Raw genomic sequence first — 24154 nt, 5'->3', positions numbered from 1 at the left:
GTTGGTTTGCTCCTTTCATGGCTGGCTGCCAAGATTAGTTTGGGTTATTTGGAGCAGATGCACGCATGCCAAATACTTGAGCGTTTTTTGCGTTCATGGTGGGCAGAAGGATGGATTGCATGGTTCAGGGTCGCGCAGGACTTGCCAATGCGCATTGATAACATGTATCATTAAAGGATAGGGACCAGGCGCGAATCGTGTCGTGTGTCGGTCAGAGAGAAGAGAGGGAAGCAGATGCCAACGCCCAGTATGGAAGATTATTTGGAGCGTATATACAAACTCATTGATGAAAAGGGCTATGCTCGCGTATCCGATATCGCTGAAGGATTGGAAGTGCATCCTTCTTCGGTGACGAAGATGATCCAGAAGCTGGACAAGGACGAGTACCTGATTTATGAAAAGTACCGTGGATTGGTACTGACTCCAAAAGGGAAAAAGATGGGCAAGCGATTAATGGAACGTCATCATTTGCTGGAGGAATTTTTGACGACCATCGGCGTGCAGGAAGAGAACATTTACAAAGACGTTGAAGGCATCGAGCATCATTTGAGCTGGGACTCGATTACATGCATCGAAACCTTGGTCGAATATTTCAGGCAGAACGAAAACCGCTTGAACGATCTCCGGAAATTGCAGGAAGTCATGAGCAACACGGAGTCCTAGTTCTGATCCGGAATAAGGAGCCGCTTCATCCATCATGCTGCAAGAACATAGGATGTCCCCGTGCCATTGGAGGCCGCGAGGGCATCCTTCGTTTTTTTGCCAGCATTTTATCCATTTATCGCAACAAAACGGTCACTTGACGCGTCTATTAAACTAGCAGAATTTTCCGCGAAAAAGGATATGATGGAGGATTGAATGGATGAAGTTTCGTAAGAGCCTGGTTATGCTGCTGATTTTTGTGTTGGGTTTGCAAACGGCAGGGCTGTCTGCTCAAGCAGCCGGTCAGAACATTGTGATTCATCTGGACGGGCAGCGTCTGGAGTCGGATGTGGCGCCTTATATTTTGCCCAAAGTGAATGTGACTATGGTGCCGCTCCGAGTTATTAGCGAAGGATTGGGAGCATCCGTATTCTGGTCCCAAGCCACCAAAACGGTAACGATCAACAAGTCGGGCACGATCATTCAAATGACGAAGGGAAAACAGCAAGCAACGGTGGATAACGCGACGGTGAACCTGGATGCATCGGTTGAGGTGAAACAGGGGCGCGTAATGGTGCCGCTCCGGTTCGTCAGCGAAAACCTGGGCATTCGCGTGAACTGGACCCAGGCGACGCAGACGATTGATCTGTTCACGCTGACAAACGACTCCGGTTCGGAGACGACGCCTGATCCTACGCCGGTTACACCGGTCGATCCGGGCAATTCAGATCAATCGGGCAATGTGCCTGCAACCGACGAGATGCGCGGAGCATGGATTTCCACGGTGAATGGCGATTGGCCGTCATCCGGCGCAAAAGGCAATATCGAGAAACAGAAGCTGGATTATACGCAGCAGCTGGACCAATTAAAAGGTATGGGTATCAATGCGGTGTTCGTGCAAGTTCGAGCCAACGGGGATGCCATTTACCCTTCGGATCTGGTGCCTTGGAACAGTGTGCTTACGGGAACGCAAGGCAAAGATCCGGGTTATGACCCGCTGGAATTCATGATTGAGGAGGCGCACAAACGCGGGCTTGAGTTCCATGCCTGGTTCAATCCGTTCCGCGCCACGAATTCGGCGAGCACAACGGGATTGGCGGCGAATCATGTATCCAAGCTTCATCCGGAGTGGATCGTCAATGCGGGAGGCAAGCTGTACATCAACCCCGGCATTCCGGAGGCAAGGCAGCATATCATCGATACGATTATGGAAGTGGTAAACCGGTACAATATTGACGGGGTGCACTTGGATGATTATTTCTATCCGTCCAACGTGACCTTCAATGATGATGCGGCATTCAGGACTTATAACACATTAAACACCAGTGATCGTGCCGAATGGCGCCGCGACAATATCAATCAGTTCGTGAAGCAGCTTGGCGAAAGCATTCATCAGGTGAATCCGAACCTGGAATACGGAATCAGTCCATTTGGCGTATGGCGCAATAAAGCGGTGGATGCGACGGGTTCAGACACCAAAGCAGGTGTAACCGCGTATGACAGCATGAATGCGGATGTGCGTACTTGGATCAAACAGGAATGGATCGATTACGTGGCTCCGCAAGTATATTGGAGCATGACGTTGAGCGCCGCACGTTATGACAAAGTCGTAGATTGGTGGGTTAACGAAGTCGCGAATACAAATGTCAAATTGTATATCGGACACTCCCCGTACAAAATAGGAACCACCGAATCGGGGTGGCAGACTTCGCAGGAAATCATCGATCAATTGGCATACAATGAACGATACAACGCCATTGGCGGAGATATTTATTTCAGCTCCCAATACTTGACGAAGGACCCGCTCGGTTTAATCGCAAGGTTGAAATCATATTACGGCTTGTAATGCATATTGACGACATATGACGGGCCCCTGTTCTCATACAGTGACAGTAGAACTATTGTTGCATGGGAACGGGGGTTTGTTTATGTTGATCAATGCGGTCTTTGAAGGCGGAGGAGTGAAAGGAATTTCACTCGCCGGGGCGGTGAAAAGCGCAGAAGATCATGGGGTGCAATTCAATCGCGTTGCAGGCACGTCATCGGGCTCGATCGTTGCGGCGTTGATTGCCGCGGGGTATAAAGCGGACGAAATGCGGGGGATTATTGAGAATACGCCATTTGCATCATTGCTGCGTCGTGCCCCGATTTTTGATGTGCGCTGGCTTGGTCCGGCGGCAAGGCTTTTTTTGAAAAAGGGACTGTACTCTGGCGAAGCCTTGGAAACATGGATTCGCAGCATGCTGCAGCAAAAGGGCATTCGTTCCTTTGCCGACCTGCCCCCTGGCAAACTGAACGTCATTGCCTCCGACATTTCCGGCGGCAACATTTTGGTTTTGCCTGACGACATCAGCCGATTTGGCATCGAACCCGGCAAACTGGATGTTGCCAAAGCTGTGCGCATGAGCTGCAGCATCCCTTACTTTTTCGACCCGGTTGTCATTCGCAAATCGCCGGCATTCTCGAAAGGGCTGCCGTTCAGCCAACAATTTGTTTACGTCGTGGACGGGGGATTGCTCAGCAATTTCCCGTTATGGTTGTTTGAAGGGGAACGCTCGAAGCGGAGCGGGGAGATCATTCCGGTGGTCGGATTCAAAATGGTCGGCAAAACGGAGGGACAGCCGGCGACGATCAAGGGCCCGCTAAGCATGCTTCAAGCTTTGGTAGAAACGATGCTGACGGCTCATGATGAGCGTTACATTGAGCAGATCAACCGCTTCCGAACCGTTAAAATACCGACGCTTGGAATCAAGCCGACCCAATTCCGCTTAACCCCGGACGAAAGCTTGGCGTTGTACGAATCAGGGGTTGCTTCGGGTACCGACTTTTTCAACGGCTGGAACGTCAAGACATACGGGGAGCAATTAAACAAGGAACGGCGGAATTCGAGCAGCAAAGCAGTGCAGGGGACATTGCCCAAAGCCGCTCCCTCCAATAAATAAAAAGCAATGCTTCGCCTATGGGGCAAAAGCATTGCTTTTTCATGTTTCAAACGAATGTGTTAATGGAATTTCGGTACATCCTCATCGTTTTTTCCCTTTTGTCCCTGAATGACATGGAACGGGTAATCTTTGCGTTTACGCGTGGAGTGGCTCTTTCTGGCACTGTTCTGAGCATTGACCTTGGCCATCGTTTTCGCTGAAGGCTTGATCTTCGGCGTCTGTTTGCGTTGCCAGCGGCGGGGCGGAAATTTGTAGAGCAGGAATGCACCTCCCAAGACCACCACTGGAATCAAAATCTGGACGATGCTAGCGTTGGACAACCAGCTGAGTACTCCGAAAGCGGCGAGAACGATAAAAGCCCAAAATACGATCGCCTGCTTGTTCATATCAATCACCCTTTCACAGGATCAAGAGTTGCAAGAGGAACCTCCGACGTGCTGGAAGCATTGGCGAGCTTGGCATCAAGCTCAAGCATGCGGTTAAACGATGCGATGGATACTTCGACCTGCTCGTCGGTCGGTTCCTTGGTTGTCAGCAGCTGCAGCCACAGTCCTGGGTACCCAAGATAGCGAAGTACAGGAATATCGCGCATCGCATTGGTGATTTTCAACAGTTCAAACGAAATGCCCAGTACGACCGGCAGCAGGAGCAGGCGCTGTCCCATGCGTTCCCACAGATTGTCGTATGTGAAGAGCGAATAGAGGAATACCCCGATGATCACCGTCAGCATGATAAAGCTGCTTCCGCAGCGATAATGGAGACGGCTGTATTTTTGAACGTTTTTCGGTGTGAGCTCTTCGCCCGCTTCATAGGCACTGATTACTTTATGCTCCGCGCCGTGATATTGGAACAATCTTTTGATCATCGGCGTTTGCGAGATCAGCCACAAGTAAGCGAGCAGCAGGATCAGCTTGATCACGCCTTCCAGTAAATTATGCAGGAACTGGTTGTCAAATGCGTTCTTGAAGAGGAAATTCTCAACGACTACCGGGAGCAGCGTCAAAACAATTTTGCCGAAAAGAAAAGAAAGGATGGCTACAGCGGTTACGCCGATAATCATGCTCAGGCTCCAGCCCGAGCCTTGTTTGTCCTTTTGCTTCTCGCGTTCTTCCGGCTCCAGCTCATCGTCCGCGTAGGCGTCGGCCGAGTAATTAAGGTGTTTGCTGCCTTTGACGCTGGAATCTATGATGCTGACAATCCCGCGCAGAAGCGGTATGCGTCGCAGTTTGATGACCCAGGACTTGTCTTGCTTGGGAACTTCCAGATACGTTATTTCGCCGTCTTTTCTCCGCACAGCGGTAACGTTCACGTGTTTGCCGCCGAACATGACGCCTTCGATGACGGCTTGCCCCCCGTAGCTGACAGGTTTGGATTGTTGAGGCAAATTATTCACCATCCTATTCTCTTATATCCCTTCAGGCTCGAAGGTCGATTAATATCCTTATTGTATCGAATTTTGAAAGCAATTTCTAGTTGAGGGGATATCCGCGGTGTTGGTTGTTAAATTCGCCTGAACTGGAGCATACTACCTGGGACGGAGAACAAGGCTGCAAGGATTCTGCAGGCAGGAGAACGATTAAATCTTGAGGAGAATGCAAATGGCAGAATATGTGGAAGAACGGACAATACATGCGGAAGATCCCAAGACGGGCTCGAAAGAATCGAAGAGAAAGGCGAGGCCGAGGCAAAGCCAGCAACAAGGCCATACGAAGCCGCTGCCTTTTGCGATTGAGCTCGGTTTTTTTGCCGGCTTTATTTGGGGCGGGGTACATTGGTTTTTTTATTTCCTTCACTTTACGGTCGTGCCTATAGGCTTTCTGGCGGAACCCTTTTTCAAGCACCGGTTCATATATACGGCAGCAGGCCATTTGACGGGATGGTTGTTTTTTATCGCATTTTCCATCCTCGTGTCGGTGATATACACGTTTAGCCTGAGAAAACAAAAAGGGCCGATTCCCGGCATGGTTTACGGCATCGTATGGTGGGTCATCCTGTTCGTGATTCTCGGTCCCAAGCTGGGGATGATGAAGCCTATAAACCGCCTGACCTGGGACTCCATCTTCACCGAATTGTGCTTCTTTTTGCTGTGGGGCCTCTTTATCGGTTACACCGTGGCGATGGAGTATACGGACGAGCGGAAGCGCGAGCCCGAAGAAGCGGGCTAGCAGCCGCAAAAAAGCTTCTCAATCCGGCAATGGCTGTGTTAAAATAGCAGATGGTTATTTGCAGAAAGGATGGAGCAGCTATGAAACGAATCGTCGTGATCAATGGCCCGAACCTGAACATGCTTGGCGTACGCGAGCCGGGCATCTACGGAACGCTTAGTCTGAAGGAGATTGAGGACAACATTCGCAGACAAGCCGAGGAGCTGGGTGTCTCCATCGCTTTTTACCAATCCAACCACGAGGGGGACATTATTGATCGCATCCATGCGGCCTTGGGCGAGGCGGACGGAATCATTCTGAATGCCGGCGCGCTGACCCATTACAGTTATGCCGTGCGCGATGCCATCAGTACGGTAAAGGTTCCTACCGTGGAGGTTCATTTATCTAACATTCATGCGCGTGAAGCTTTCAGACATCAATCAGTCATTGCTGCAGTGACGATCGGGCAGATTGCCGGATTTGGCGAAGTAAGCTATGAACTGGGATTGCTGGCTCTCGTGCGTCATCTGGACAAACAAACCTGAGCCGGGAACCCGGGAATGTGAGAGAAGGAAGGGTTACCGATGGAAAACAAAAGAGTGAACAAGCTGCGCGAGGCGATGCAGGAGCGCGGATTGGCAGCGATGCTGATCGCAAGTCCGGTGAACCGTCAATATATGACGGGTTTTACGGGTTCATCCGGCTATGTGCTCATTACGGAGCAAGAAGCTTATTTGGTGACCGACTTCCGTTATATGGCGCAAGCGTCGCAGCAAGCCGAAGGCTTCAACGTGGTCGAGCATGGTCCTAAACCGATTGAAACGGTACGCGAATTGCTGGCCCAAAGCGGCATCACGGCAGTCGGCTTTGAACAGGACCATGTTTCTTACGGAACGTATGGCGCTTATGCCGAGGCGCTTCAATCCATTGAATTAAAAGCCGTATCGGGTATCGTGGAGCATTTGCGAATGTTCAAGGACGAGAACGAAATCGCTGTTATGCAGCGAGCGGCTGATCTGGCGGATGCAACGTTCAGCCATGTTTTGCAGTTTGCAAAACCGGGCATGACTGAAGCGGAAGTCGATCTTGAAATGGAATTTTTCATGCGGAAAAACGGGGCGACATCCTCTTCGTTTGATACCATCGTGGCTTCGGGCGTGCGTTCTGCCTTGCCTCATGGACGAGCAAGCAGCAAGGCCATTGGGCAAAATGAACTGATCACGTTCGATTTCGGCGCACTGCTGGACGGATATTGTTCCGATCTGACACGTACCATTGCAACAGGAACGCCGGTGCCCGAGCTGCGAAAAATCTACGACATCGTGCTGGAGGCGCAGTTACATACGCTGGAAAACCTGAAGCCGGGCATGACCGGACGCGAAGCGGACGCCCTTGCGCGCGATATCATTGCAGGGCATGGCTACGGGGAACAATTCGGGCATAGCACAGGTCATGGTCTGGGCATGGAAGTGCACGAGGCTCCGCGTCTGTCCAAGCTTAGTGACGATGTGCTGAAACCGGGCATGGTCGTTACGGTGGAACCGGGCATTTACATCGACGGTCTGGGCGGCGTACGTATCGAAGATGATGTCGTGATTACGGAGACAGGCATTCGTATTTTGACGAAGTCGGATAAGAAGTTTACCGTAATCGGATAAACCATGTAATTTTTTAACTCAACCAGGAGGGATTTATTCGTGATTTCAGTTAACGATTTCAAAACAGGCTTGACCGTCGAGGTAGACGGAGATATCTTTACCGTGCTGGATTTCCAACACGTTAAACCGGGCAAAGGTGCAGCATTCGTGCGCTCCAAACTGAAAAACCTGCGCAACGGCAACACGGTTGAGCGTACGTTCCGTGCGGGTGAAACGATCGGCCGTGCCATGATCGAAAACCGTGGCGTTTCCTACCTGTATGCCAGCGGCAGCGAGCACACATTCATGGATAACGAAACATACGACCAGTTCACGCTGACAAGCGATCAACTGGAATGGGAACTGAACTTCCTGAAAGAAAACATGAACGTGCACATCGTCAGCTATCAAGGTGAAATTCTGGGGATCAACCTGCCTACAAGCGTTGAGCTGAAGGTCGTTGAAACCGAGCCGGGCGTAAAAGGAAACACTGCCCAAGGTGCAACCAAAAACGCGAAGCTGGAAACCGGCTTGAACGTGCAAGTTCCTTTGTTCATTAACGAAGGCGACGTGCTGATCATCGACACTCGCGAAGGCAAATACTCTTCCCGCGCGTAATCGTGCCGGAACAAGCGTATGCCCGTGTATACACCAACCCTTTGTCATTTCGATGACAAAGGGTTTTTTCACATTTTAGAATCGTTATGCTTGAGGCGAGGTTGGACCTTTCCGTCATACCGGAAAAGCATTTTTGTTAAAAAAGATTAGCCGATCTGACACTTTCGTATTATACTGGGTTAAAGTCATGTTCCAGAGAGAATAATGGCGATGGGCATCAAGTATGCATATTGCACAAGGTAGGGAGTGGATTTGCGTTGTCATTGTACGTCATGAAGTTTGGGGGCAGCTCGGTCGGAGATACGGAGCGCATGAAACGTGTAGCCGGGCGTGTTGTGGAAAAAGCAGATGAAGGGCATCAATGTGTCGTCGTGGTTTCGGCCATGGGAGATACGACGGATGACCTGATCGATCAAGCGAAACTGCTGAACAGCGATCTGCCTGCAAGGGAAATGGATATGCTGCTCACGACAGGAGAGCAAATCTCCATATCGCTGCTAGCGATGGCGATCCAGGCACTTGGACGCAAGGCAGTGTCTTTTACAGGTTGGCAGGCTGGTTTTGTGACAGAGCCTGTTCATGGAAAGGCACGCATTAACGATATCCGTCCGGAGCGGGTAACCGCTGCGCTGAACGAAGGCAACATCGTTATCGTGGCCGGGTTCCAGGGCATGACCGAAGACGGGGAAATTACCACGCTCGGGCGCGGGGGATCAGACACAACAGCGGTAGCGCTTGCGGCGGCGATCCGGGCTGACGCCTGCGAAATCTACACGGATGTGGACGGAATCTACTCCACCGATCCGCGAATCGTGAAAGTAGCCCGCAAACTGAAGGAAATCTCGTACGACGAAATGCTGGAGTTGGCGAATCTGGGAGCGGCTGTGCTGCATCCGCGTGCGGTAGAGTACGCGAAGCATTCCGGTGTGCCTTTGATCGTCAGATCCAGCTTTAACCATAATGAAGGAACGGTTGTGAAGGAGGAAGCAGCAATGGAACAAGGGGTAGTGGTTAGTGGAATCGCCTATGACAAAAACGTAGCGCGCATCAGCATCATGGGTGTACAGGATGTTCCGGGAGTACTGGCCGAAGTGTTCGGCGAACTCGCATCCGCACAGATTGATGTTGATATTATCGTTCAGAGCGGTGTTATGGACGGGAAAGCGGATTTCTCGTTCTCGGTGGCTTTGACGGATCGCGAGAAAGCACTGACTGTCATTGAAGGGCTCCGCAACCGTTTGCCTTACCGCGAAGTGACCTCTGAAGAAAAGCTGGTTAAAATTTCGATCGTCGGAGCAGGCATGGTCAGCCATCCTGGTGTAGCTGCCAAAATGTTCAAAGTGATTTCCGGCGAAGGCGTCAGCATCAAAATGGTCAGCACGTCCGAAATCAAGGTTTCCTGCGTCATTGACGGAGACAAACTTCATGATGTAATTAAAGCGCTGCATACCGCATTCGACCTGGATACGGAAGAACAAGCTTTTGTTGGCGGCCCGGAAGTCCGTCGATAAAATAAATAAAGAGGCGTTCTGCATCCCTTTAGGGTCAGGACGCCTCTTTTTGTTTACGACAAATTAGAGGCCTGTTCCCGCCCCATTTTGCGAAATAGCTGCAACGGGTGGCTGGCGTCCATTTCGGGTACACAGTCCAGAAGGTTCGTCTGCACGCAATAGGAAATATCGGGCAGCCTCCCTTGCCGTTCAAGACTTTTGGCCCCGGCGGAAGCTCTTATGAGCTCGAACAGCTTGCTTTCGCATTGAAGCGAGGCTTGATACAGGACCATGCCCAAATCATTCAGCCTTAATTCGCAAGGCGTTTGATCCTTCATGGCACCGATGATCATGCCTGCGCACAGGCCGTCTTCCAGCGCGAATTCTCCCTGATGACCTGCGCATAAAAGCAGAACGTCTCTTCGAAGCCTGCTCAGGGCCGATGCTACGGCATTGACATTCAAAAATGCACCTGCGAGGACATGCTTGGCTCCGGCAGCTTTGATCAATGCCCGCGTTCCATCCGTCGTTGTGAGTACAACCGTTTTGCCCGCAATGTCTTCTGTCATATATTCATAGGGTGAATTGCCTGTTTCGAATCCGGCGAGCTTTTTGCCGAAACGTTCACCGCCGCGAATGCAATCCTTCAAGTCCAGTTGTTTGGCCATCGGAACGGTCTCTACCGCAACCACTGCCGCAGCGTTAAAGGCGAGTGCGGTCACGATGGTGCTCGTCGTTCGCAGCACGTCGATCACCACGACACTCCGCCCGGCGATGTCCATTTTTCGAACCTCGTCCACGTTCCCTATCACATCCACTTGCACACCCCACAACTCCTTTCTTCTCTTGGGGGAAATGTCTCCATCGTCCGCATAGCGGAATCGGGATAACGGAATCTGTTTGTGCACTATATGCACCCTTCCATAGACAGGTGCCTATCGTTTGCAGCCTCCCCACCCTTTCAGAAATAAATAAAATTGGAAGTTCTATGTCTCTCCACTTGCGCTACTCTCTCCCTTTCGAACAATTGCTAGAGTTCGTCGTCATAATTCGAATGTACAGGCATAGAATTGAGATAGGAACAGCATCAGAAAAGAGATCATCACAATTGTGGGGTTGGAGGGCCGATCATGAAAGTGAACTGGAGGGAGCTCTTCCCGGAACCGATCCAAACCATTCTGGGAAGAATGCCGCCCGCTGTATCGGAACAAGTGGAAGAAGTTCGCATACGCACGGGAAGGCCGCTTGAGGCCAATGCCGGTGGCAGCTATCATTTTCTGTGCCCGGACGGCAGTCTGACGGACAAGCCGGACGATGCTTATGTTCCTTCCAAAGAAGACGCACACAAGCTGCTTGACATGATTAGCAACCATTCGCTGTATACATTGGAAGAGGAGCTCCGCAGAGGTTTCATCACGATTCCCGGGGGCCACCGGATTGGACTTGCTGGACGGACCGTGGTTAGCGGAGGACGCGTCGAATACTTGCGGGACATCACGGGGTTCAATATGAGAATCGCGCGCGAAATACACGGCATCGCTGACCGCATCCTGCCTCATCTGTGGGATGCCAAGAGCGGACAGGTATTCCATACATTGATTCTGTCGCCTCCCCAGCAAGGGAAAACGACGCTGCTGCGGGATCTGGCGAGACAGATCAGCAGCGGTACCGGGTTGCCGGGGGCAGGTGAGCGCGTCCAGGGATTATCTTCCCGCCTCAAGGTCGGCATCGTGGACGAGCGCTCCGAAATTGCAGGCAGCCACCGCGGCGTGCCCGGCTTCGATGTCGGTCCGCGGACGGATGTTCTGGATGGTTGCCCGAAAGCCGAAGGCATGATGATGATGCTCCGTTCCATGTCACCGGACGTGTTGATTGTGGACGAGATCGGTCGTCCGGAAGATGCCGAAGCAGTCATGGAGGCGCTGCATTCCGGAGTATCCGTCATCGCAACCGCTCACGGCCGCGACTTCATGGAGCTTGCTTCCAGACCTGCCTTGCGCGCCCTGATTGAAGGGCAGACGTTCCAGCGTTACGTGCAGCTGCGGCGGACGAGCCGGGGCACCAGCTTCAGGCTCGCGGACGGCAAGATGCGTGGTTTGCAGGTTACCCCGGCGGGAGCAGGAGGAGAAGCTTATGCTTAACATGCTCGGTGCGGTGCTGATCCTTCTGGCAAGTACGATGATCGGTTTTTATCGCGCCCGGCAATACGCGCTCAGACCCAAACAGCTCCGGGAACTGATTGCTGCCTTGCAGCGGTTGATGACGGAAATCAATTACGGCTTGACTCCCCTGCCGGAAGCAATGGACAAAATGGCCGCTCAGACCAAAGAGCCGGTACGCACGCTTTTTCTGCACGCGGGGAACCGAATGGAGGGACCTCACGGGCAAACGGCGCGTGACAGTCTGCAATCAGGCATCGAGCAGGCTTGGGCCAAGTCGGCCATGAAAGAGGATGAGCGGGAAGTCATGCTGCAATTGAGTTATAGTCTTGGCACCAGCGACCGTCAGGATCAGACCAAACATATCTCGCTAGCCATTCAGCAACTGATGCACGAAGAGTCCCGTGCACAAGCCGATCAAATGAAGTATGAACGGATGAGCCGTAACCTCGGGATGCTTGTAGGAGCGTTAATCGTAATTCTGATCTTCTGAAATTGCCGGGATAGTGAGGTGCCAAGGTCATGAATTTGGAAGTAAACGCAATTTTTCAGATTGCGGGAATCGGTATCATCATTGCGATGATTCATACCGTTCTGAAACAGATGGGAAAGGAAGATATGGCGCACTGGGTGACCGTGATTGGATTCGTCGTTGTGCTGTTCATGGTTGTTCGCATGCTGGACGGCCTGCTGCAGGAAATCAAATCGATATTCCTGTTCCAATGATGCGGTCATGAAGCCGGAATGGTGGTGACCTGTGGAGATTATTCAAGTCGTGGGTCTGGCGCTGATCGCAACGGTTCTCATTCTTGTCATCAAGGAACAGAAGCCCATGTTTGCGTTTCTGATCGCCGCGGCTACCGGCATTGTCATTTTCATGCTGCTGATCGGAAAAATCGGGTCCGTGATCGATGTGCTGAAACGGCTGGCCGAAAACTCGGGCATGGAGAGCGTTTACCTGAAAACGGTGCTTAAAATTATCGGCATTGCCTACATCGCCGAGTTCGGCGCACAGATCGTGCGGGATGCCGGCCAGGAAAGCATCGCTTCCAAAATCGAACTTGCCGGCAAGGTGCTGATCCTCGTGCTGGCAATTCCGATCATCGGTATCATTATCGAAACCGTCATGAAGCTGATGCCGGTGTAAAAGGAGGCATGCGGATTATTCATGAACCGAATCAGAGAGAAGCCGCGCTGGAGCCTTGCTTTTATCCTTGTGACGTGTTTTCTGTTTGCCTTTATCGGACAGGCTGCGGCAACTGCGCCTGCGGACGAATGGATGCAGCAACAGGCGAATGAGCTGCCCAAAGACCAGGTGGAAAAGTACTGGGACCAGCTAATGAAGCAGTATGGCGGTTTTTTTCCCGAAGGAAAGACGCCTTCTTTCATGGATATGCTCGTTCCCGGCAATGAAGGATTCAGCCTGAAATCGGTTTTCGTTGCCATCGGAACCTTTATGCTGCACGAGATCATGTACAACGGCAAATTGTTGGTCACCATTGTCATGTTAAGCGTGCTGAGCATGATCCTGGAGACACTGCAGACCGCGTTTGAGAAAAACAATATCAGCAAAATCGCGTATGCGATCTGTTACATGGTCATCATCATTATTGCCATCAACAGTTTCAGCGTGGCGATCGGATACGCCAAAGATGCCATTGAAGGCATGGTCAGTTTCATGATGGCGATGGTGCCGCTGCTGTTCACCCTCCTCGCATCGATGGGGAACATCGTAACGGTATCCGTGACGCATCCCATGATTATTTTCATGATTCATTTGGTAAGCACGCTCATTCACATGCTCGTTTTTCCGTTGTTGTTCTTCTCGGCGGTGCTGCATCTGGTCAGCTCGATCTCCGACAAATACAAGCTGACACAGCTTGCCGACTTGCTCCGCAACATTAGCGTGGCACTGCTGGGCGTACTGCTCACCATGTTTCTCGGCGTCATTTCCGTGCAGGGAGCGACGAGTTCCGTCACGGACGGGGTTAGCCTGAAGGCAGCAAAATACATTGCAGGGAACTTTATTCCCATTGTGGGACGGACGTTCGCGGATGCCACCGATACCGTATTCACGGCCTCATTGCTCGTCAAAAATGCGATCGGGCTGACGGGAGTCATTATCATATTGTTTCTTTGCGCCTTTCCGGCACTCAAGATTCTTGCCCTTGCCTTGATCTACAACATAACGGGTGCGATCATGCAGCCGCTGGGCGACACTCCGATCGTCGGGTGTCTGCAGGCAATCGGGAAAGCGATGATCTACGTATTTGCCGCCCTGGCTGCGGTCGGACTGATGTTTTTTCTGGCAATTACCATACTGCTCACAGCAGGTAATCTGACGGTGATGATGCGATAAAGGAAAGGGACGGGAGGCGGAAAGGATGGGGTGGCTGAGCAACTGGCTTCAGGAATTGATCATGATTGTCCTGCTCGCAACCTTTGTGGAGATGCTGCTGCCCAATCGTTCCATGGAGCGGTACGTCAAGCTTGTGCTGAGCCTCCTTATTCTGCTTACGCTGTTGTCCCCCCTGACCAAGCTGCTGCGAAGCGATCCGGTGGCCGAGCTCAAGCGGGCCATGTCGACTATGGGAGATATGGATGAAGGGAATGTAACGTTGGAGCAAATCCTGGCTGAGGGCAAAAAATTGCGAGCCGGCGAACAGGAACAGTCCTTACAGTGGACCGCAAGGGAGCTCTCCAGCGCGATGAAAGATCAGATTGAGGAGGAAACCGGCAAACGGGTTCAATCCGTAGAGGTTCAACTGGGCATGGAGCTGCACTCATCGCCGGACTCGGCATTTGCGCAGGCTGAATTACCCGTCATCCGCAAGGTGCTGGTGACGATGGCTGCACAACATCAAGAGCAGGGAAAAGAAGAGGCTCTGCAGGGCACCGGGGCGGAAACGAAGTCCATGAACGAAACCGATCCGGCAGCTTTGGAAGAAGAATCTTTGGCAACAAGGGAGCCGATCGAAATCGGAGAAGTTCACATTCCGGCCGTGCAGATTGGCGCAGATGCCAATGCTGCGGAGGAAAAGCCGAAAGATCCGGAGAGCGGGGCTTTGCCTGCGATGGGTGAACAAGAACAACAGGGAATCGTTCAGGAAGGGAAGGAAGGCGGCCCCGATTCCAAACTCACCGTCCAGATCATGACCCTGCTCAGCGAGAATTGGGACGTGGATGCGAGCAAAGTGCACGTTCAGGAACAGCGGGGGGCAAAACCACTATGAAGAAGGAGGGGTCCGAATGAAGCAGTGGTTTAAAAAGATCGAATCGTTGTTCAGCGGCGGTGAAGGCCAGAAGCGCAGCAACACGTTTCGATGGCTCATCATTCTTGGCTTGATCGGCGTGGGCATCATGGTGTTCAGTTCGTTCATCAACGTCAAAAAAGTAGATTCCGAAAACATCGGGCGAGAACCGCCCAATCCTGCTGCATCCATGGCAGCAAACGTTCAGGAGGGCCTTGACGAGTCCAATCCGTTTCAGGTGATTGAAACCGCGTTTGAAGACAAAATCAAAGGTGTGTTGGAAAACATCGTCGGCGTGGGGACGGTCGACGTCATGGTCACCGTCGATTCCACCGAGGAGCTGGTTGTTCAGCGGAACGTAAAGGATTCCCAACAGCTCACGGAAGAAACGGATGCCAATGGCGGAAAAAGGCACATGACCCAGTATACCCGGGACGGGGAGATCATCACGTATGAAGTGTCGGGTGATCAGACGCCGATCGTCACCAAGAGGCTCAAACCGCAGATCAGAGGTGTACTCGTCGTAGCGAAGGGAGCCGAGAACAAAGTCGTGAAGGACCTGATTACGGATGCCGTGGAAAAAGGGTTGAACGTCGCCGCTTACCGGATTTCGGTTGTGCCGCGCAAGCAGGATTAGCCGTTTGATGGAACGGCAGCTTGATGGAAACAAAGCCAAGTTAATCTGAGGAGGAATTGGAATGAATAACAAACGCCAAACAATCTGGCTCGTCTCGATGTTAAGCTTAATGGTCATTTTGTCAGCCTACTACCTGTTCACGGAGGACAGCGGCCCTGTAAATACGCCTGTAGCAGACAGCCAGCAAGTCGACAGCATGAAGCAAGGTGATGTCACGGAAACAACGTCCATTATTGATCCGACAGAAGGGCTGGTTGTGAATGAAGTCGTAAGCGAAGGTGCTGTTACAGAAGGACAGCAGCCTGCAGCAGGCACGGCTGAAGAACCGTCTTCTAATGAAGGGAAAACTGGCGATACGGGCAAAACACCTGCGGCCGAATCGGGAGAGAAAGGCGAAACCGGTAAAGAGGCCGACAAAGGAACCGCAACGACCCCTGACGTCAGCGGAACAGGTACCGAAGGAGCGGATGCAGGCACAGCCAAAACCGACGAAGAGGTGCTGAAGGAAATGGAGGAACAAAATACAGCCGTTTCCGCAAGCAGCCAGTTCCAAAATTATCAATGGCAGCGGGAAGAAAGCAACAATCGCAAATATGAGGAATTGATGACCATCGCGGGCGACCTGAGCAAAACGCCGGAAGAAAATGCGAAGGCAACCGAAGAGCTTCGCGCCCTGGAAGAGAAGGAAGCGAAAATTACAGGCATCGAAGAAACATTGTCGCAACAATACGCCAATGCCATCGTAGAGGAAGAAGCAGACAAGTATAAAGTACTTGTGCTTAGTGACAAACTGGATGTAAAGCAAGCGGTATCGATCGTGGATCTGGTGATGAAAGAGCTGGCCGTATCGCAAAACCAAATCAGCGTGCAATACGTGACGGAGCAATAAGCAGCGTAAGTTGGACATTGGCCCGGAGAGTGGGATTCTGCCGGGCCCTTTCCATTTTGAACGATTGTGATATAATACATAAAGCCATATGACCGTCCTAGTGAGACTGGCATGATGCCAAAGGAGTGAATGATGGAAATGTTTAAATTGAGTGAGATCAAAGAACTGATCAAACTGGTGGATGAAAGTTCCGTTCAGGAATTGGAAATTGAAAATGAAGGATCGCGCCTGTCGATTCGCAAGCCTGGCAAAACCGAGGTGATTCAGGCCGCTGCCGTGCAAGCTCCGCAAATCGTTGCAGCTGCGCCGCAAGTACAGCAGGCTCCGGTCGTTTCCGAAGCTGCTCCGCAAGCTGACCCTGCAAGCCATTTACATAAAATCGTATCACCGATGGTGGGTACCTTCTACAGAGCTTCCTCGCCGGAAGCGGGTCCTTTTGTAAGCAAGGGCGACAAGGTTGTTGAAAAAACAACGGTCTGCATCATCGAAGCGATGAAATTGATGAACGAGCTTGACGCCGACGTCAAGGGCGAAATCGTTGAAGTGCTGGTTGAGAACGGCCAACTGGTCGAATACGGACAACCTCTGTTCCTGGTCAAACCGGAATAATGGCCATCGCCGTAGGAACGGCAACCGGATGAGCTTCGAAGGAGGACAATATCGAAATGAAATTTCATAAAATACTGATTGCGAACCGCGGCGAGATCGCGGTACGTATTATTCGTGCCTGCCGTGAGCTCGGCATTTCGACGGTAGCGGTTTACTCGGAAGCGGACAAGGATTCCCTGCATGTGCGCCTGGCGGACGAAGCATATTGCGTCGGTCCGACCTTGTCGAAGGACAGTTACCTTAATTTTACCAACCTGATGAGCGTGGCTACGCTGACTGAATGCGATGCGATCCACCCTGGCTACGGGTTCCTTGCAGAGAATGCCGATTTCGCCGAAATTTGTGCGTCTTGCAACATCACCTTTATCGGCCCTTCCCCAGAAGCGATTACCAAAATGGGTGACAAGGCCGTTGCCAAACAGACGATGAAGGATGCGGGCGTGCCCGTCATTCCGGGATCGGACGGATTGGTCGAAAATATGGACGAAGCGATCATGATCGCCAGAGATATCGGATACCCGGTAATCATCAAGGCAACCGCCGGCGGTGGGGGAAAAGGAATTCGTATCGCTGAAGACGAGGAATCGCTCGTCAAACAAATCACGACGGCCCAGCAGGAAGCCCAGAAGGCATTCGGCAATGCGGGCGTATACCTTGAGAAATTTCTGACGGGTATGAAACACGTGGAAATCCAGATCATGGCCGACAAACACGGCAATGCCGTTCATCTTGGCGAACGTGACTGCTCTGTGCAGCGCCGCCGCCAAAAGCTTGTCGAGGAAGCGCCTTGCCCTGTGTTGACGGAAGAAGTGCGCACCCTGATGGGGGAAGCCGCTGTCAGAGCAGCGTTGGCGGTCAATTACTCGGGAGCAGGTACGCTTGAGTTTCTGCTTAGTCCGACGGGCGAGTTTTATTTCATGGAAATGAATACACGCATTCAGGTCGAACATCCGGTGACGGAAATGATTACCGGCGTGGATCTGATTCGCGAAATGATTGCCGTTGCCGAAGGGCATCCGCTTTCTTTCCGTCAGGAGGACGTCGTGATTAACGGTTGGGCCATCGAATGCCGCATCAATGCCGAGGATCCGGATCGCAATTTTATGCCGGCTCCGGGTAAAATCGGGTTCTATCTGGCTCCGGGAGGCCCGGGCGTGCGCGTGGATAGCGCAGCATATCCAGGGTATACGATTTCCCCTTTTTACGACTCCATGATCGCGAAATTGATCGTATGGGGAGCAACGCGCGAAGAGGCCATTGCAAAGATGAAGCGCGCACTGAGCGAGTTTGCCATCGAAGGCATATCGACCACGATTCCTTTCCACTTGAAGCTGCTTGATCACCCGACGTTCGTTCGCGGGGACTTTGATATCAAGTTTCTTGAGGAAAACGAGATTTAACAGGTATATTGGACTTGTTTGTCATAATGTACCTCAAATGATATAGTATGAATAATAAGAGCGCATGTCTCCTGCAGTGGATGAGCCCGCACACGCGGATGAAGGTTGCAGGGGCTCCGGTTTCCCGGACCGCAGGGTGCCCGAATGAATCGGGACTGGCCCTGACGGATGGCCGCCAACTTATTTCGCGAAAGGTGTGTTGAACAGTTATGAGTACACTGCCGACAGAATTTGAACGGACGGATATCGGTGAAATCCAAATCGCACCTGAGGTTATCGAAGTTATTGCCGGACTGGCTACCGTTGAAGTTAAAGGCGTAGCTGGCATGAGCGGCGGTTTTGCTGGCGGTTTTGCCGAGCTGCTGGGCCGCAAGAACTTGTCCAAAGGCGTGAAGGTTGAAGTCGGACAGCGTGAAGCAGCCGTTGACGTATCGGTAATCATCGAATACGGGTATCGCCTTCCGCAAGTGGCTACAGAAATCCAGCAAAACGTGAAGCGCTCGATTGAAAACATGACCGGATTGAATGTGAACGAAGTCAACGTGCATATTCACGACGTTCAATTCAAGAGCGCCGAGAAGGTGGAGGAAGTTGAGCCTACCACTCAGCGCGTGAAATAAAAGAAGTTCAATTCCCCCGGCATGGGTGCCGGGGGTTATCCCTTCTTGGACAGATCTTTTCGGCCAATGGGACAGTGAGCCGAGACAGGTGCACAAGATTGGGTATCAAGAAACGTAGGTAAGCAAGGGAGGCTGTGCAGTTCGTGGCAAAAATACTGGATCGGCTTCTGTTGTTTCTATACAGCATAAGCGTTGGAGCAATATCGGCAGTGGTCATTCTCCTGATCAGCGGAGTGCTGCCTTACGAATTGAATTACCAGCAGGAACAGAACGTTATTGTTGCCGCCGTGATCGCGGCCGCGGTTTTGTTTATCCTGAGTTTGCGCTTCTTCTACATTTCCGTCCGGCGCGAGCGTGCTTCGCTGCCTTCCGTCGACCAGCGTACCGAATATGGCGATGTGCAGATTTCGATGGAAACGATCGAAAATTTGTGCATGAAAGCCACTTCGCGTTTCCGTGGCGTACGTGATGTCAAGGCAAGAATTCGCGTGGTTGAGTCAGGACTGGAGATCAAGATCAGGGCCGTGGTGGATGGCGAGACGCCGATTCCGGCACTGACGACCGAGCTGCAAAAGGCAATACATGATCATGTACAGGAGATTACGGGTATTCCGGTTTCCTTTGTTACTGTGTATATTGCGAACGTTACCCAGTCGCCTAACTACAAGAGTCGAGTGGAATGAGGTGAATTTCACTGATGCTGTGGAGAGAGATTTGGGATAATTACAAAGGCCGGATTCTCGGCATAGTCGGCGGCATCTTTTTTGGTTTTCTTTACGTATGGATTGGATTTTGGGATATGTTGTTCTTTGCACTTTTGGTGTTCGTCGGGTATACCTTGGGCAGACGAAGTGATTCAAAGCTGGAATTCCACATTCCTTGGCGGGAGTGGGGGCAATGGCTGGGTGATCGCTGGCGTCCGTTTAAGTAGCCGCTTGAACCCTGCAATAGGTTTCTTCCAAAATGGCTGTAGTTTAATATGCATTTTTTTGGAGGAAACGTATTGCAGGTTTTTTTGTGAAAAGGGAACACAATAATACCAAAGATGTAGATCAAACCAAGCTGCAGCTTGCTTGAAATGCATGGTGTTCAATCGGATGCAGAAGCAAGTCAGTGTGGAAATGGTTGTTTGAAAATAAGCATGAGGAGCATTCCGGACGGAATGCTGCAGGAGGCAGGATATGAAAAGACGTTTGGCTAGGGAAATTGCGGTACAAAGCCTGTACCAGATGGAAATGAATGAGGTTGGCGCTGCTGAAGCGGTCAACATGTTGATCAATGAAGCGGCGGAAGAAAACGAAACCGATGTGGTCATTCGCGACGCGGATGCGATGCGCGAGTATGTAACGGCATTGGTGCAAGGGACATGGGATCGTAAGGAAGCGATTGACGGTTTGCTTGGGGATTATCTCAAAGGTTGGCAAATCAGCCGCTTGTCCAGGGTTGACCGCCAGATTCTCAGGCTGGCCGCCTACGAAATGGTATTCCAGGATGATGTCCCTGCCAAAGTATCCGTTAACGAAGCGATTGAACTGTCCAAACACTTCGGGACCGACGAGTCCGGAAAATTCGTTAACGGCGTTCTTGGCCGCATGATTCAGGAAGTGGGTACCATCAAGGAGAAGTTGTCTTAATTTTTTGCAGGTTACTTATTCTATGTTCACATAAGGGAGAGAGAGTAAATGACAGCATCTATTATCAACGGTAAAGAAGTATCCCAGGAAATTCGTACAGGCATTACCGCCGAAGTGAAGCAGCTTGCAGAGAAGGGAGTTGTTCCCGGCCTCGCCGTGGTACTCGTTGGAGATGACCCTGCTTCCCATGTTTACGTACGCAACAAGGAAAAAGCTTGTCAGGATCTGGGCTTCTATTCGGAAGTTCATCGTTTGGATGCAGCTACTTCCCAGGAAGACCTGCTTGCGCTCGTGGACAAGCTGAACAAACAGGATAGCATTAACGGGATTCTGGTTCAGCTTCCATTGCCGAATCATATCGAAGAGAAAGCTGTCATTGATGCCATCGCGGTGGAAAAAGACGTGGACGGATTCCATCCGGTCAACGTGGGCAATCTTGTCATCGGTGACGACAGCCTGCTGCCTTGTACGCCAGCCGGTGTAATCGAGCTCATCAAACGCACGGGCATTGAAATGTCCGGCAAACATGCCGTAGTTATCGGACGCAGCAACATCGTCGGTAAACCCGTATCCTTGCTCTTGCAACGCGAGAATGCAACTGTCACCATGTGCCACTCCCGCACGGCGAACATGAAAGAGATTACTCGCCAAGCAGACATTCTGGTTGTAGCCATCGGCCGCGCCAACTTCGTTGACGCAGACTATGTCAAGCCGGGTGCGGTCGTGATCGACGTAGGCATGAATCGTTTGGATAACGGCAAGCTCGCAGGCGATGTTGATTTCGAGAGCGTGAAGGAAGTATCTGGACCGATTACACCGGTTCCCGGCGGCGTAGGTCCGATGACGATTACGATGCTGATGCAAAATACGTTGATTGCAGCCAAACGCGCTCACGGCTTGAGCTAGGTATACCCGTGGCTGAACAACGGATATTTTCCATCAAGGACCTGAATCGGTATATCCGGATGAAACTGGAATCCGATCAGGTGCTGTCGGACGTGTGGCTTCGAGGCGAAATTTCCAACTTCACCCACCATTCCAGCGGACATATGTATTTTACGCTCAAAGACAAGGACAGCCGGATTAAAGCGATCATGTTTGCTTCGCATAATCAGCGATTACCCTTCGTGCCCAAAGAGGGCACGAGGGTTATTGCGCGAGGCAATGTTTCCGTGTACGAACGCGATGGCCAGTATCAATTTTATGCCACGCATATGCAGCCTGATGGCATTGGCAGCCTGTATCTTGCTTATGAGCAGCTGAAAAAAAAGCTGGAGGATGAAGGTTTGTTTTCGCCCTTGCGAAAACGGGATATTCCCCGATATCCGCAAACCATTGGCGTGATCACTTCTCCGACGGGAGCTGCGGTTCGGGATATTCTTACCACTCTGCAGCGAAGATTTCCTTCTGCCCGGGTCGTGTTGTATCCGGTGCTGGTGCAAGGGAAAGGTGCGGCACCTTCCATTGTCAAAGCCATTGAAGGTTTAAACCGAATGGGAGAAGCGGACGTGCTGATCGTTGGACGCGGCGGCGGTTCGCTGGAGGAGCTGTGGGCTTTTAATGAAGAGATGGTTGCAAGGGCGATTGCAGGCTCGGGGATTCCGGTGATTTCAGCCGTTGGTCATGAAACGGATTTTACGATTGCAGACTTTGCGGCCGACCTGCGCGCGGCAACGCCGACCGCTGCCGCAGAACTAGCGGTGCCAAGCCGGGCTGAACTGGCGCAGCAGATCGCGCAAAGACAAAGGCAGCTGCAGCATCGGCTTCGTCAGCGGGCGGCACAAAGCCGCGAGCGGCTGGAGCGGTTGCAGCGTTCGCCGGTGTTGGTACACCCGAGAAGGACGCTGCTCCAGCACGCCGAACGGCTCGATATGCTGCAGCAGCGACTGATGCGGAGCATCGATTCGCGGATGAAATGGACGGGAGAAAAGCGGGAGCGCCTTCACGCCGCGCTGCAGCGGTTCAATCCTCGTGAACAAGTGGGCGCGGCACGCCGGGAACATACTGCTGCGAGGCGCCAACTGGAGTTGGCGATGAATTCCATCATGAAGTCTAAACAGCAAAAATGGGCATCTGCCGTACGCCATCTGGATGCGCTCAGTCCGCTTAAAGTCATGTCTCGCGGATACAGCCTCGTCTATGATGAGCAGGAGAAACGGTTGATCAAGTCCCTGAAGGATGTGCAGCCCGGAGACTCAATCAAGATCAAACTCACCGACGGGCAGCTGGACTGTCAGGTTTGGGGAATGAAGGAGGACGACACTACCCATGGCGAATGAACCGGAATTGAACTTTGAAGAAGCAATGGCCGCTCTGGAAGAGATCGTGAGCGAACTGGAGCATGGGGATGTCCCCCTTGAGCAGGCCATTGATCTGTTTCAACGGGGGATGAAGCTTTCGCAATTGTGCGGCATCAAACTGGAGCAGGTGGAACGCAAAATTGAAATGATCGTGGAAGAAGACGGGGAGCTGCGCAAAAAACCGTTTGGAACTTCGCTTGACGAAAGCGGTGAACCGAATGAGTAATCGGCTATCATTCGAACAGTATCTGCAAAATACGGCTAATGAGGTTACGGCAGCGCTGCAGGAAGCGCTGCCTGTTCATTGGGACGTGCCGAAATCTTTGCGCGAAGCCATGCAGTATTCGCTGATGGCCGGGGGCAAGCGCCTGCGCCCATTGTTGGTCGTCGCCGCGGCGGAAGCCCTCGGTGCGCAGCGCAGTGCTGCAATGCCGGTGGCCTGCGCCGTGGAAATGGTTCATACGTATTCGCTGATCCACGATGACCTGCCTGCCATGGATAACGACGATTATCGCAGAGGTAAACCTACGAACCATAAAGTGTTTGGGGAGGCCGCGGCTATATTGGCCGGTGACGCACTGCTTACGCATGCGTTTTACAGTATTGTGCAAGCGGGGCGTTCCCATGGCGTTCCGGCAGAAGCGCTGCTGTCCATCGTGGAAGACCTGGCGGAATTGGCGGGTGCCAGAGGCATGGTTGGCGGACAGGTGGCTGACATGGAAGGCGAGCAAGGCATGACCAGCCTTGAGCAGCTGCAGTACATTCATTTGCATAAGACCGGCGATCTGATCGTGTTCTCCTTGCTGGCAGGAGCCCGGATTGGCGGAGCTTCGGAAGGACAATTGGAGGCGCTGCGCGTGTTCGGCAGAGATCTGGGGCTGGCCTTCCAAATTCAGGACGACATTCTTGATTTAACGGGCGATGAACAGAAGATGGGGAAAAAAACGCAGAGTGATGTGAACCAGCAGAAGGTTACCTATCCGTTTTTTATCGGAATGGAAGCCTCGCTGGAGCAGGTCCGCGTGCTGACCCGGTCTGCGAAGGATGCGCTTGACAGAGCCGGGCTGCCGGATTCGTCCCGGTTGATGGAAATTGCCGATTATTTAATGAACAGGGATCACTAGCTTCCAGAAGCAGCAGGGTTAGTCGATGTTTCAATACATTCGGATCAGGGTACATGGA

Annotated in this window: 29 protein-coding genes; 26 read left to right on the top strand and 3 right to left on the bottom strand. The window is 52.0% G+C overall.

Features of this window, described 5'->3' with window-relative positions; all coding sequences use genetic code 11:
• Window positions 1–234 precede the first annotated feature (234 nt).
• The 3 genes from mntR (at window position 235) to L6H98_RS23275 (ending at window position 3584) form a co-directional block, all read left to right on the top strand.
• A complete protein-coding gene (gene mntR / locus L6H98_RS23285) occupies window positions 235–663 on the top strand; it encodes a transcriptional regulator MntR (RefSeq protein WP_236420010.1) in 429 nt (142 codons plus the stop codon).
• Between the two features lie 199 nt (window positions 664–862).
• Complete coding sequence (locus L6H98_RS23280) at window positions 863–2488, top strand: family 10 glycosylhydrolase (RefSeq protein ID WP_236420008.1); 1626 nt, start codon at window positions 863–865, stop codon at window positions 2486–2488.
• 82 nt (window positions 2489–2570) lie between these two features.
• Window positions 2571–3584: a patatin-like phospholipase family protein gene (locus L6H98_RS23275; RefSeq protein WP_236420006.1), complete on the top strand. Its 1014-nt coding sequence runs from the start codon at window positions 2571–2573 to the stop codon at window positions 3582–3584.
• 59 nt (window positions 3585–3643) lie between these two features.
• On the opposite strand, the gene L6H98_RS23270 is transcribed toward L6H98_RS23275, so the two are convergent.
• Together L6H98_RS23270 and L6H98_RS23265 are read right to left on the bottom strand one after the other, a co-directional pair.
• Window positions 3644–3970: a hypothetical protein gene (locus tag L6H98_RS23270; protein ID WP_236420004.1), complete on the bottom strand. Its 327-nt coding sequence runs from the start codon at window positions 3968–3970 to the stop codon at window positions 3644–3646.
• A gap of 5 nt (window positions 3971–3975) precedes the next feature.
• Window positions 3976–4968 carry a DUF1385 domain-containing protein gene (locus tag L6H98_RS23265; RefSeq protein ID WP_236420002.1) on the bottom strand — a complete coding sequence of 331 codons (993 nt, stop codon included), beginning with the start codon at window positions 4966–4968 and terminating at the stop codon, window positions 3976–3978.
• 214 nt (window positions 4969–5182) lie between these two features.
• Here L6H98_RS23265 and L6H98_RS23260 point away from each other — a divergent pair, with 214 nt between their 5' ends.
• The 5 genes from L6H98_RS23260 to L6H98_RS23240 all read left to right on the top strand — a co-directional run bounded on the left by L6H98_RS23260 (window position 5183) and on the right by L6H98_RS23240 (window position 9494).
• Window positions 5183–5749: a YqhR family membrane protein gene (locus L6H98_RS23260; RefSeq protein ID WP_236420000.1), complete on the top strand. Its 567-nt coding sequence runs from the start codon at window positions 5183–5185 to the stop codon at window positions 5747–5749.
• 80 nt (window positions 5750–5829) lie between these two features.
• On the top strand, window positions 5830–6273 hold the full coding sequence (aroQ, locus tag L6H98_RS23255; protein ID WP_236419998.1) for a type II 3-dehydroquinate dehydratase: 444 nt from the start codon (window positions 5830–5832) through the stop codon (window positions 6271–6273).
• Between the two features lie 39 nt (window positions 6274–6312).
• Window positions 6313–7386: a Xaa-Pro peptidase family protein gene (locus L6H98_RS23250; RefSeq protein ID WP_236419996.1), complete on the top strand. Its 1074-nt coding sequence runs from the start codon at window positions 6313–6315 to the stop codon at window positions 7384–7386.
• A gap of 39 nt (window positions 7387–7425) precedes the next feature.
• A complete protein-coding gene (gene efp, locus L6H98_RS23245; protein ID WP_236419994.1) occupies window positions 7426–7983 on the top strand; it encodes an elongation factor P in 558 nt (185 codons plus the stop codon).
• Between the two features lie 257 nt (window positions 7984–8240).
• Window positions 8241–9494, top strand: coding sequence for an aspartate kinase (locus L6H98_RS23240; RefSeq protein WP_236419992.1), 1254 nt, complete (start codon window positions 8241–8243; stop codon window positions 9492–9494).
• Window positions 9495–9547: 53 nt separating this feature from the next.
• On the opposite strand, the gene L6H98_RS23235 is transcribed toward L6H98_RS23240, so the two are convergent.
• Window positions 9548–10381, bottom strand: coding sequence for a 2-phosphosulfolactate phosphatase (locus L6H98_RS23235; RefSeq protein WP_236419990.1), 834 nt, complete (start codon window positions 10379–10381; stop codon window positions 9548–9550).
• Window positions 10382–10603: 222 nt separating this feature from the next.
• Between L6H98_RS23235 and spoIIIAA the strand changes: the two genes are divergently transcribed.
• The 18 genes from spoIIIAA to L6H98_RS23145 all read left to right on the top strand — a co-directional run bounded on the left by spoIIIAA (window position 10604) and on the right by L6H98_RS23145 (window position 24096).
• Window positions 10604–11614 carry a stage III sporulation protein AA gene (gene spoIIIAA / locus L6H98_RS23230; protein ID WP_236419989.1) on the top strand — a complete coding sequence of 337 codons (1011 nt, stop codon included), beginning with the start codon at window positions 10604–10606 and terminating at the stop codon, window positions 11612–11614.
• Complete coding sequence (gene spoIIIAB / locus L6H98_RS23225) at window positions 11607–12125, top strand: stage III sporulation protein SpoIIIAB (RefSeq protein ID WP_236419986.1); 519 nt, start codon at window positions 11607–11609, stop codon at window positions 12123–12125. The genes spoIIIAA and spoIIIAB overlap by 8 nt, the downstream gene beginning before the upstream one ends.
• Window positions 12126–12154: 29 nt before the next feature.
• The gene (gene spoIIIAC, locus L6H98_RS23220; RefSeq protein WP_056696521.1) at window positions 12155–12358 is read left to right on the top strand and encodes a stage III sporulation protein AC; all 204 of its coding nucleotides are present in this window, start codon (window positions 12155–12157) and stop codon (window positions 12356–12358) included.
• 31 nt (window positions 12359–12389) lie between these two features.
• Window positions 12390–12779, top strand: a complete 390-nt coding sequence (gene spoIIIAD, locus L6H98_RS23215) for a stage III sporulation protein AD (RefSeq protein ID WP_236419984.1) — start codon at window positions 12390–12392, stop codon at window positions 12777–12779.
• Window positions 12780–12800: 21 nt separating this feature from the next.
• Complete coding sequence (spoIIIAE, locus tag L6H98_RS23210; protein WP_236419982.1) at window positions 12801–13991, top strand: stage III sporulation protein AE; 1191 nt, start codon at window positions 12801–12803, stop codon at window positions 13989–13991.
• Window positions 13992–14016: 25 nt separating this feature from the next.
• A complete protein-coding gene (gene spoIIIAF / locus L6H98_RS23205) occupies window positions 14017–14865 on the top strand; it encodes a stage III sporulation protein AF (protein ID WP_236419980.1) in 849 nt (282 codons plus the stop codon).
• Window positions 14866–14881: 16 nt separating this feature from the next.
• Window positions 14882–15520: a stage III sporulation protein AG gene (gene spoIIIAG, locus L6H98_RS23200; protein ID WP_236419978.1), complete on the top strand. Its 639-nt coding sequence runs from the start codon at window positions 14882–14884 to the stop codon at window positions 15518–15520.
• A 61-nt stretch (window positions 15521–15581) separates the two neighbouring features.
• Window positions 15582–16409, top strand: a complete 828-nt coding sequence (locus tag L6H98_RS23195) for a SpoIIIAH-like family protein (protein ID WP_236419976.1) — start codon at window positions 15582–15584, stop codon at window positions 16407–16409.
• Between the two features lie 138 nt (window positions 16410–16547).
• On the top strand, window positions 16548–17018 hold the full coding sequence (accB, locus tag L6H98_RS23190; RefSeq protein ID WP_236419974.1) for an acetyl-CoA carboxylase biotin carboxyl carrier protein: 471 nt from the start codon (window positions 16548–16550) through the stop codon (window positions 17016–17018).
• Window positions 17019–17074: 56 nt separating this feature from the next.
• Window positions 17075–18418 (top strand): acetyl-CoA carboxylase biotin carboxylase subunit, encoded by a 1344-nt coding sequence (accC, locus tag L6H98_RS23185; protein ID WP_236419972.1) that lies wholly within the window; start codon window positions 17075–17077, stop codon window positions 18416–18418.
• A 209-nt stretch (window positions 18419–18627) separates the two neighbouring features.
• On the top strand, window positions 18628–19038 hold the full coding sequence (locus L6H98_RS23180; RefSeq protein ID WP_236419971.1) for an Asp23/Gls24 family envelope stress response protein: 411 nt from the start codon (window positions 18628–18630) through the stop codon (window positions 19036–19038).
• Window positions 19039–19181: 143 nt separating this feature from the next.
• Window positions 19182–19721, top strand: a complete 540-nt coding sequence (amaP, locus tag L6H98_RS23175; protein WP_236419968.1) for an alkaline shock response membrane anchor protein AmaP — start codon at window positions 19182–19184, stop codon at window positions 19719–19721.
• A gap of 14 nt (window positions 19722–19735) precedes the next feature.
• On the top strand, window positions 19736–19969 hold the full coding sequence (locus tag L6H98_RS23170; RefSeq protein WP_236419965.1) for a DUF2273 domain-containing protein: 234 nt from the start codon (window positions 19736–19738) through the stop codon (window positions 19967–19969).
• A gap of 250 nt (window positions 19970–20219) precedes the next feature.
• Entirely contained in the window at window positions 20220–20672 is a 453-nt protein-coding gene (nusB, locus tag L6H98_RS23165; protein WP_236419964.1) for a transcription antitermination factor NusB, read from the top strand.
• A gap of 48 nt (window positions 20673–20720) precedes the next feature.
• On the top strand, window positions 20721–21578 hold the full coding sequence (gene folD / locus L6H98_RS23160; protein ID WP_236419961.1) for a bifunctional methylenetetrahydrofolate dehydrogenase/methenyltetrahydrofolate cyclohydrolase FolD: 858 nt from the start codon (window positions 20721–20723) through the stop codon (window positions 21576–21578).
• A gap of 8 nt (window positions 21579–21586) precedes the next feature.
• Window positions 21587–22951 (top strand): exodeoxyribonuclease VII large subunit, encoded by a 1365-nt coding sequence (gene xseA, locus L6H98_RS23155; RefSeq protein WP_290371484.1) that lies wholly within the window; start codon window positions 21587–21589, stop codon window positions 22949–22951.
• Window positions 22941–23198, top strand: a complete 258-nt coding sequence (xseB, locus tag L6H98_RS23150) for an exodeoxyribonuclease VII small subunit (protein WP_236419959.1) — start codon at window positions 22941–22943, stop codon at window positions 23196–23198. Before xseA ends, xseB begins: the two co-directional genes overlap by 11 nt.
• On the top strand, window positions 23191–24096 hold the full coding sequence (locus L6H98_RS23145; protein WP_236419957.1) for a polyprenyl synthetase family protein: 906 nt from the start codon (window positions 23191–23193) through the stop codon (window positions 24094–24096). Before xseB ends, L6H98_RS23145 begins: the two co-directional genes overlap by 8 nt.
• Window positions 24097–24154 lie beyond the last annotated feature (58 nt).

This window comes from Paenibacillus sp. JJ-223, assembly GCF_927798175.1.
GTDB classification, from domain to species: domain Bacteria; phylum Bacillota; class Bacilli; order Paenibacillales; family Paenibacillaceae; genus Paenibacillus; species Paenibacillus hubeiensis.
The sequence above is the reverse complement of the archived record's forward strand: the minus strand, read 5'-3'. Positions and strand labels throughout refer to the sequence as shown.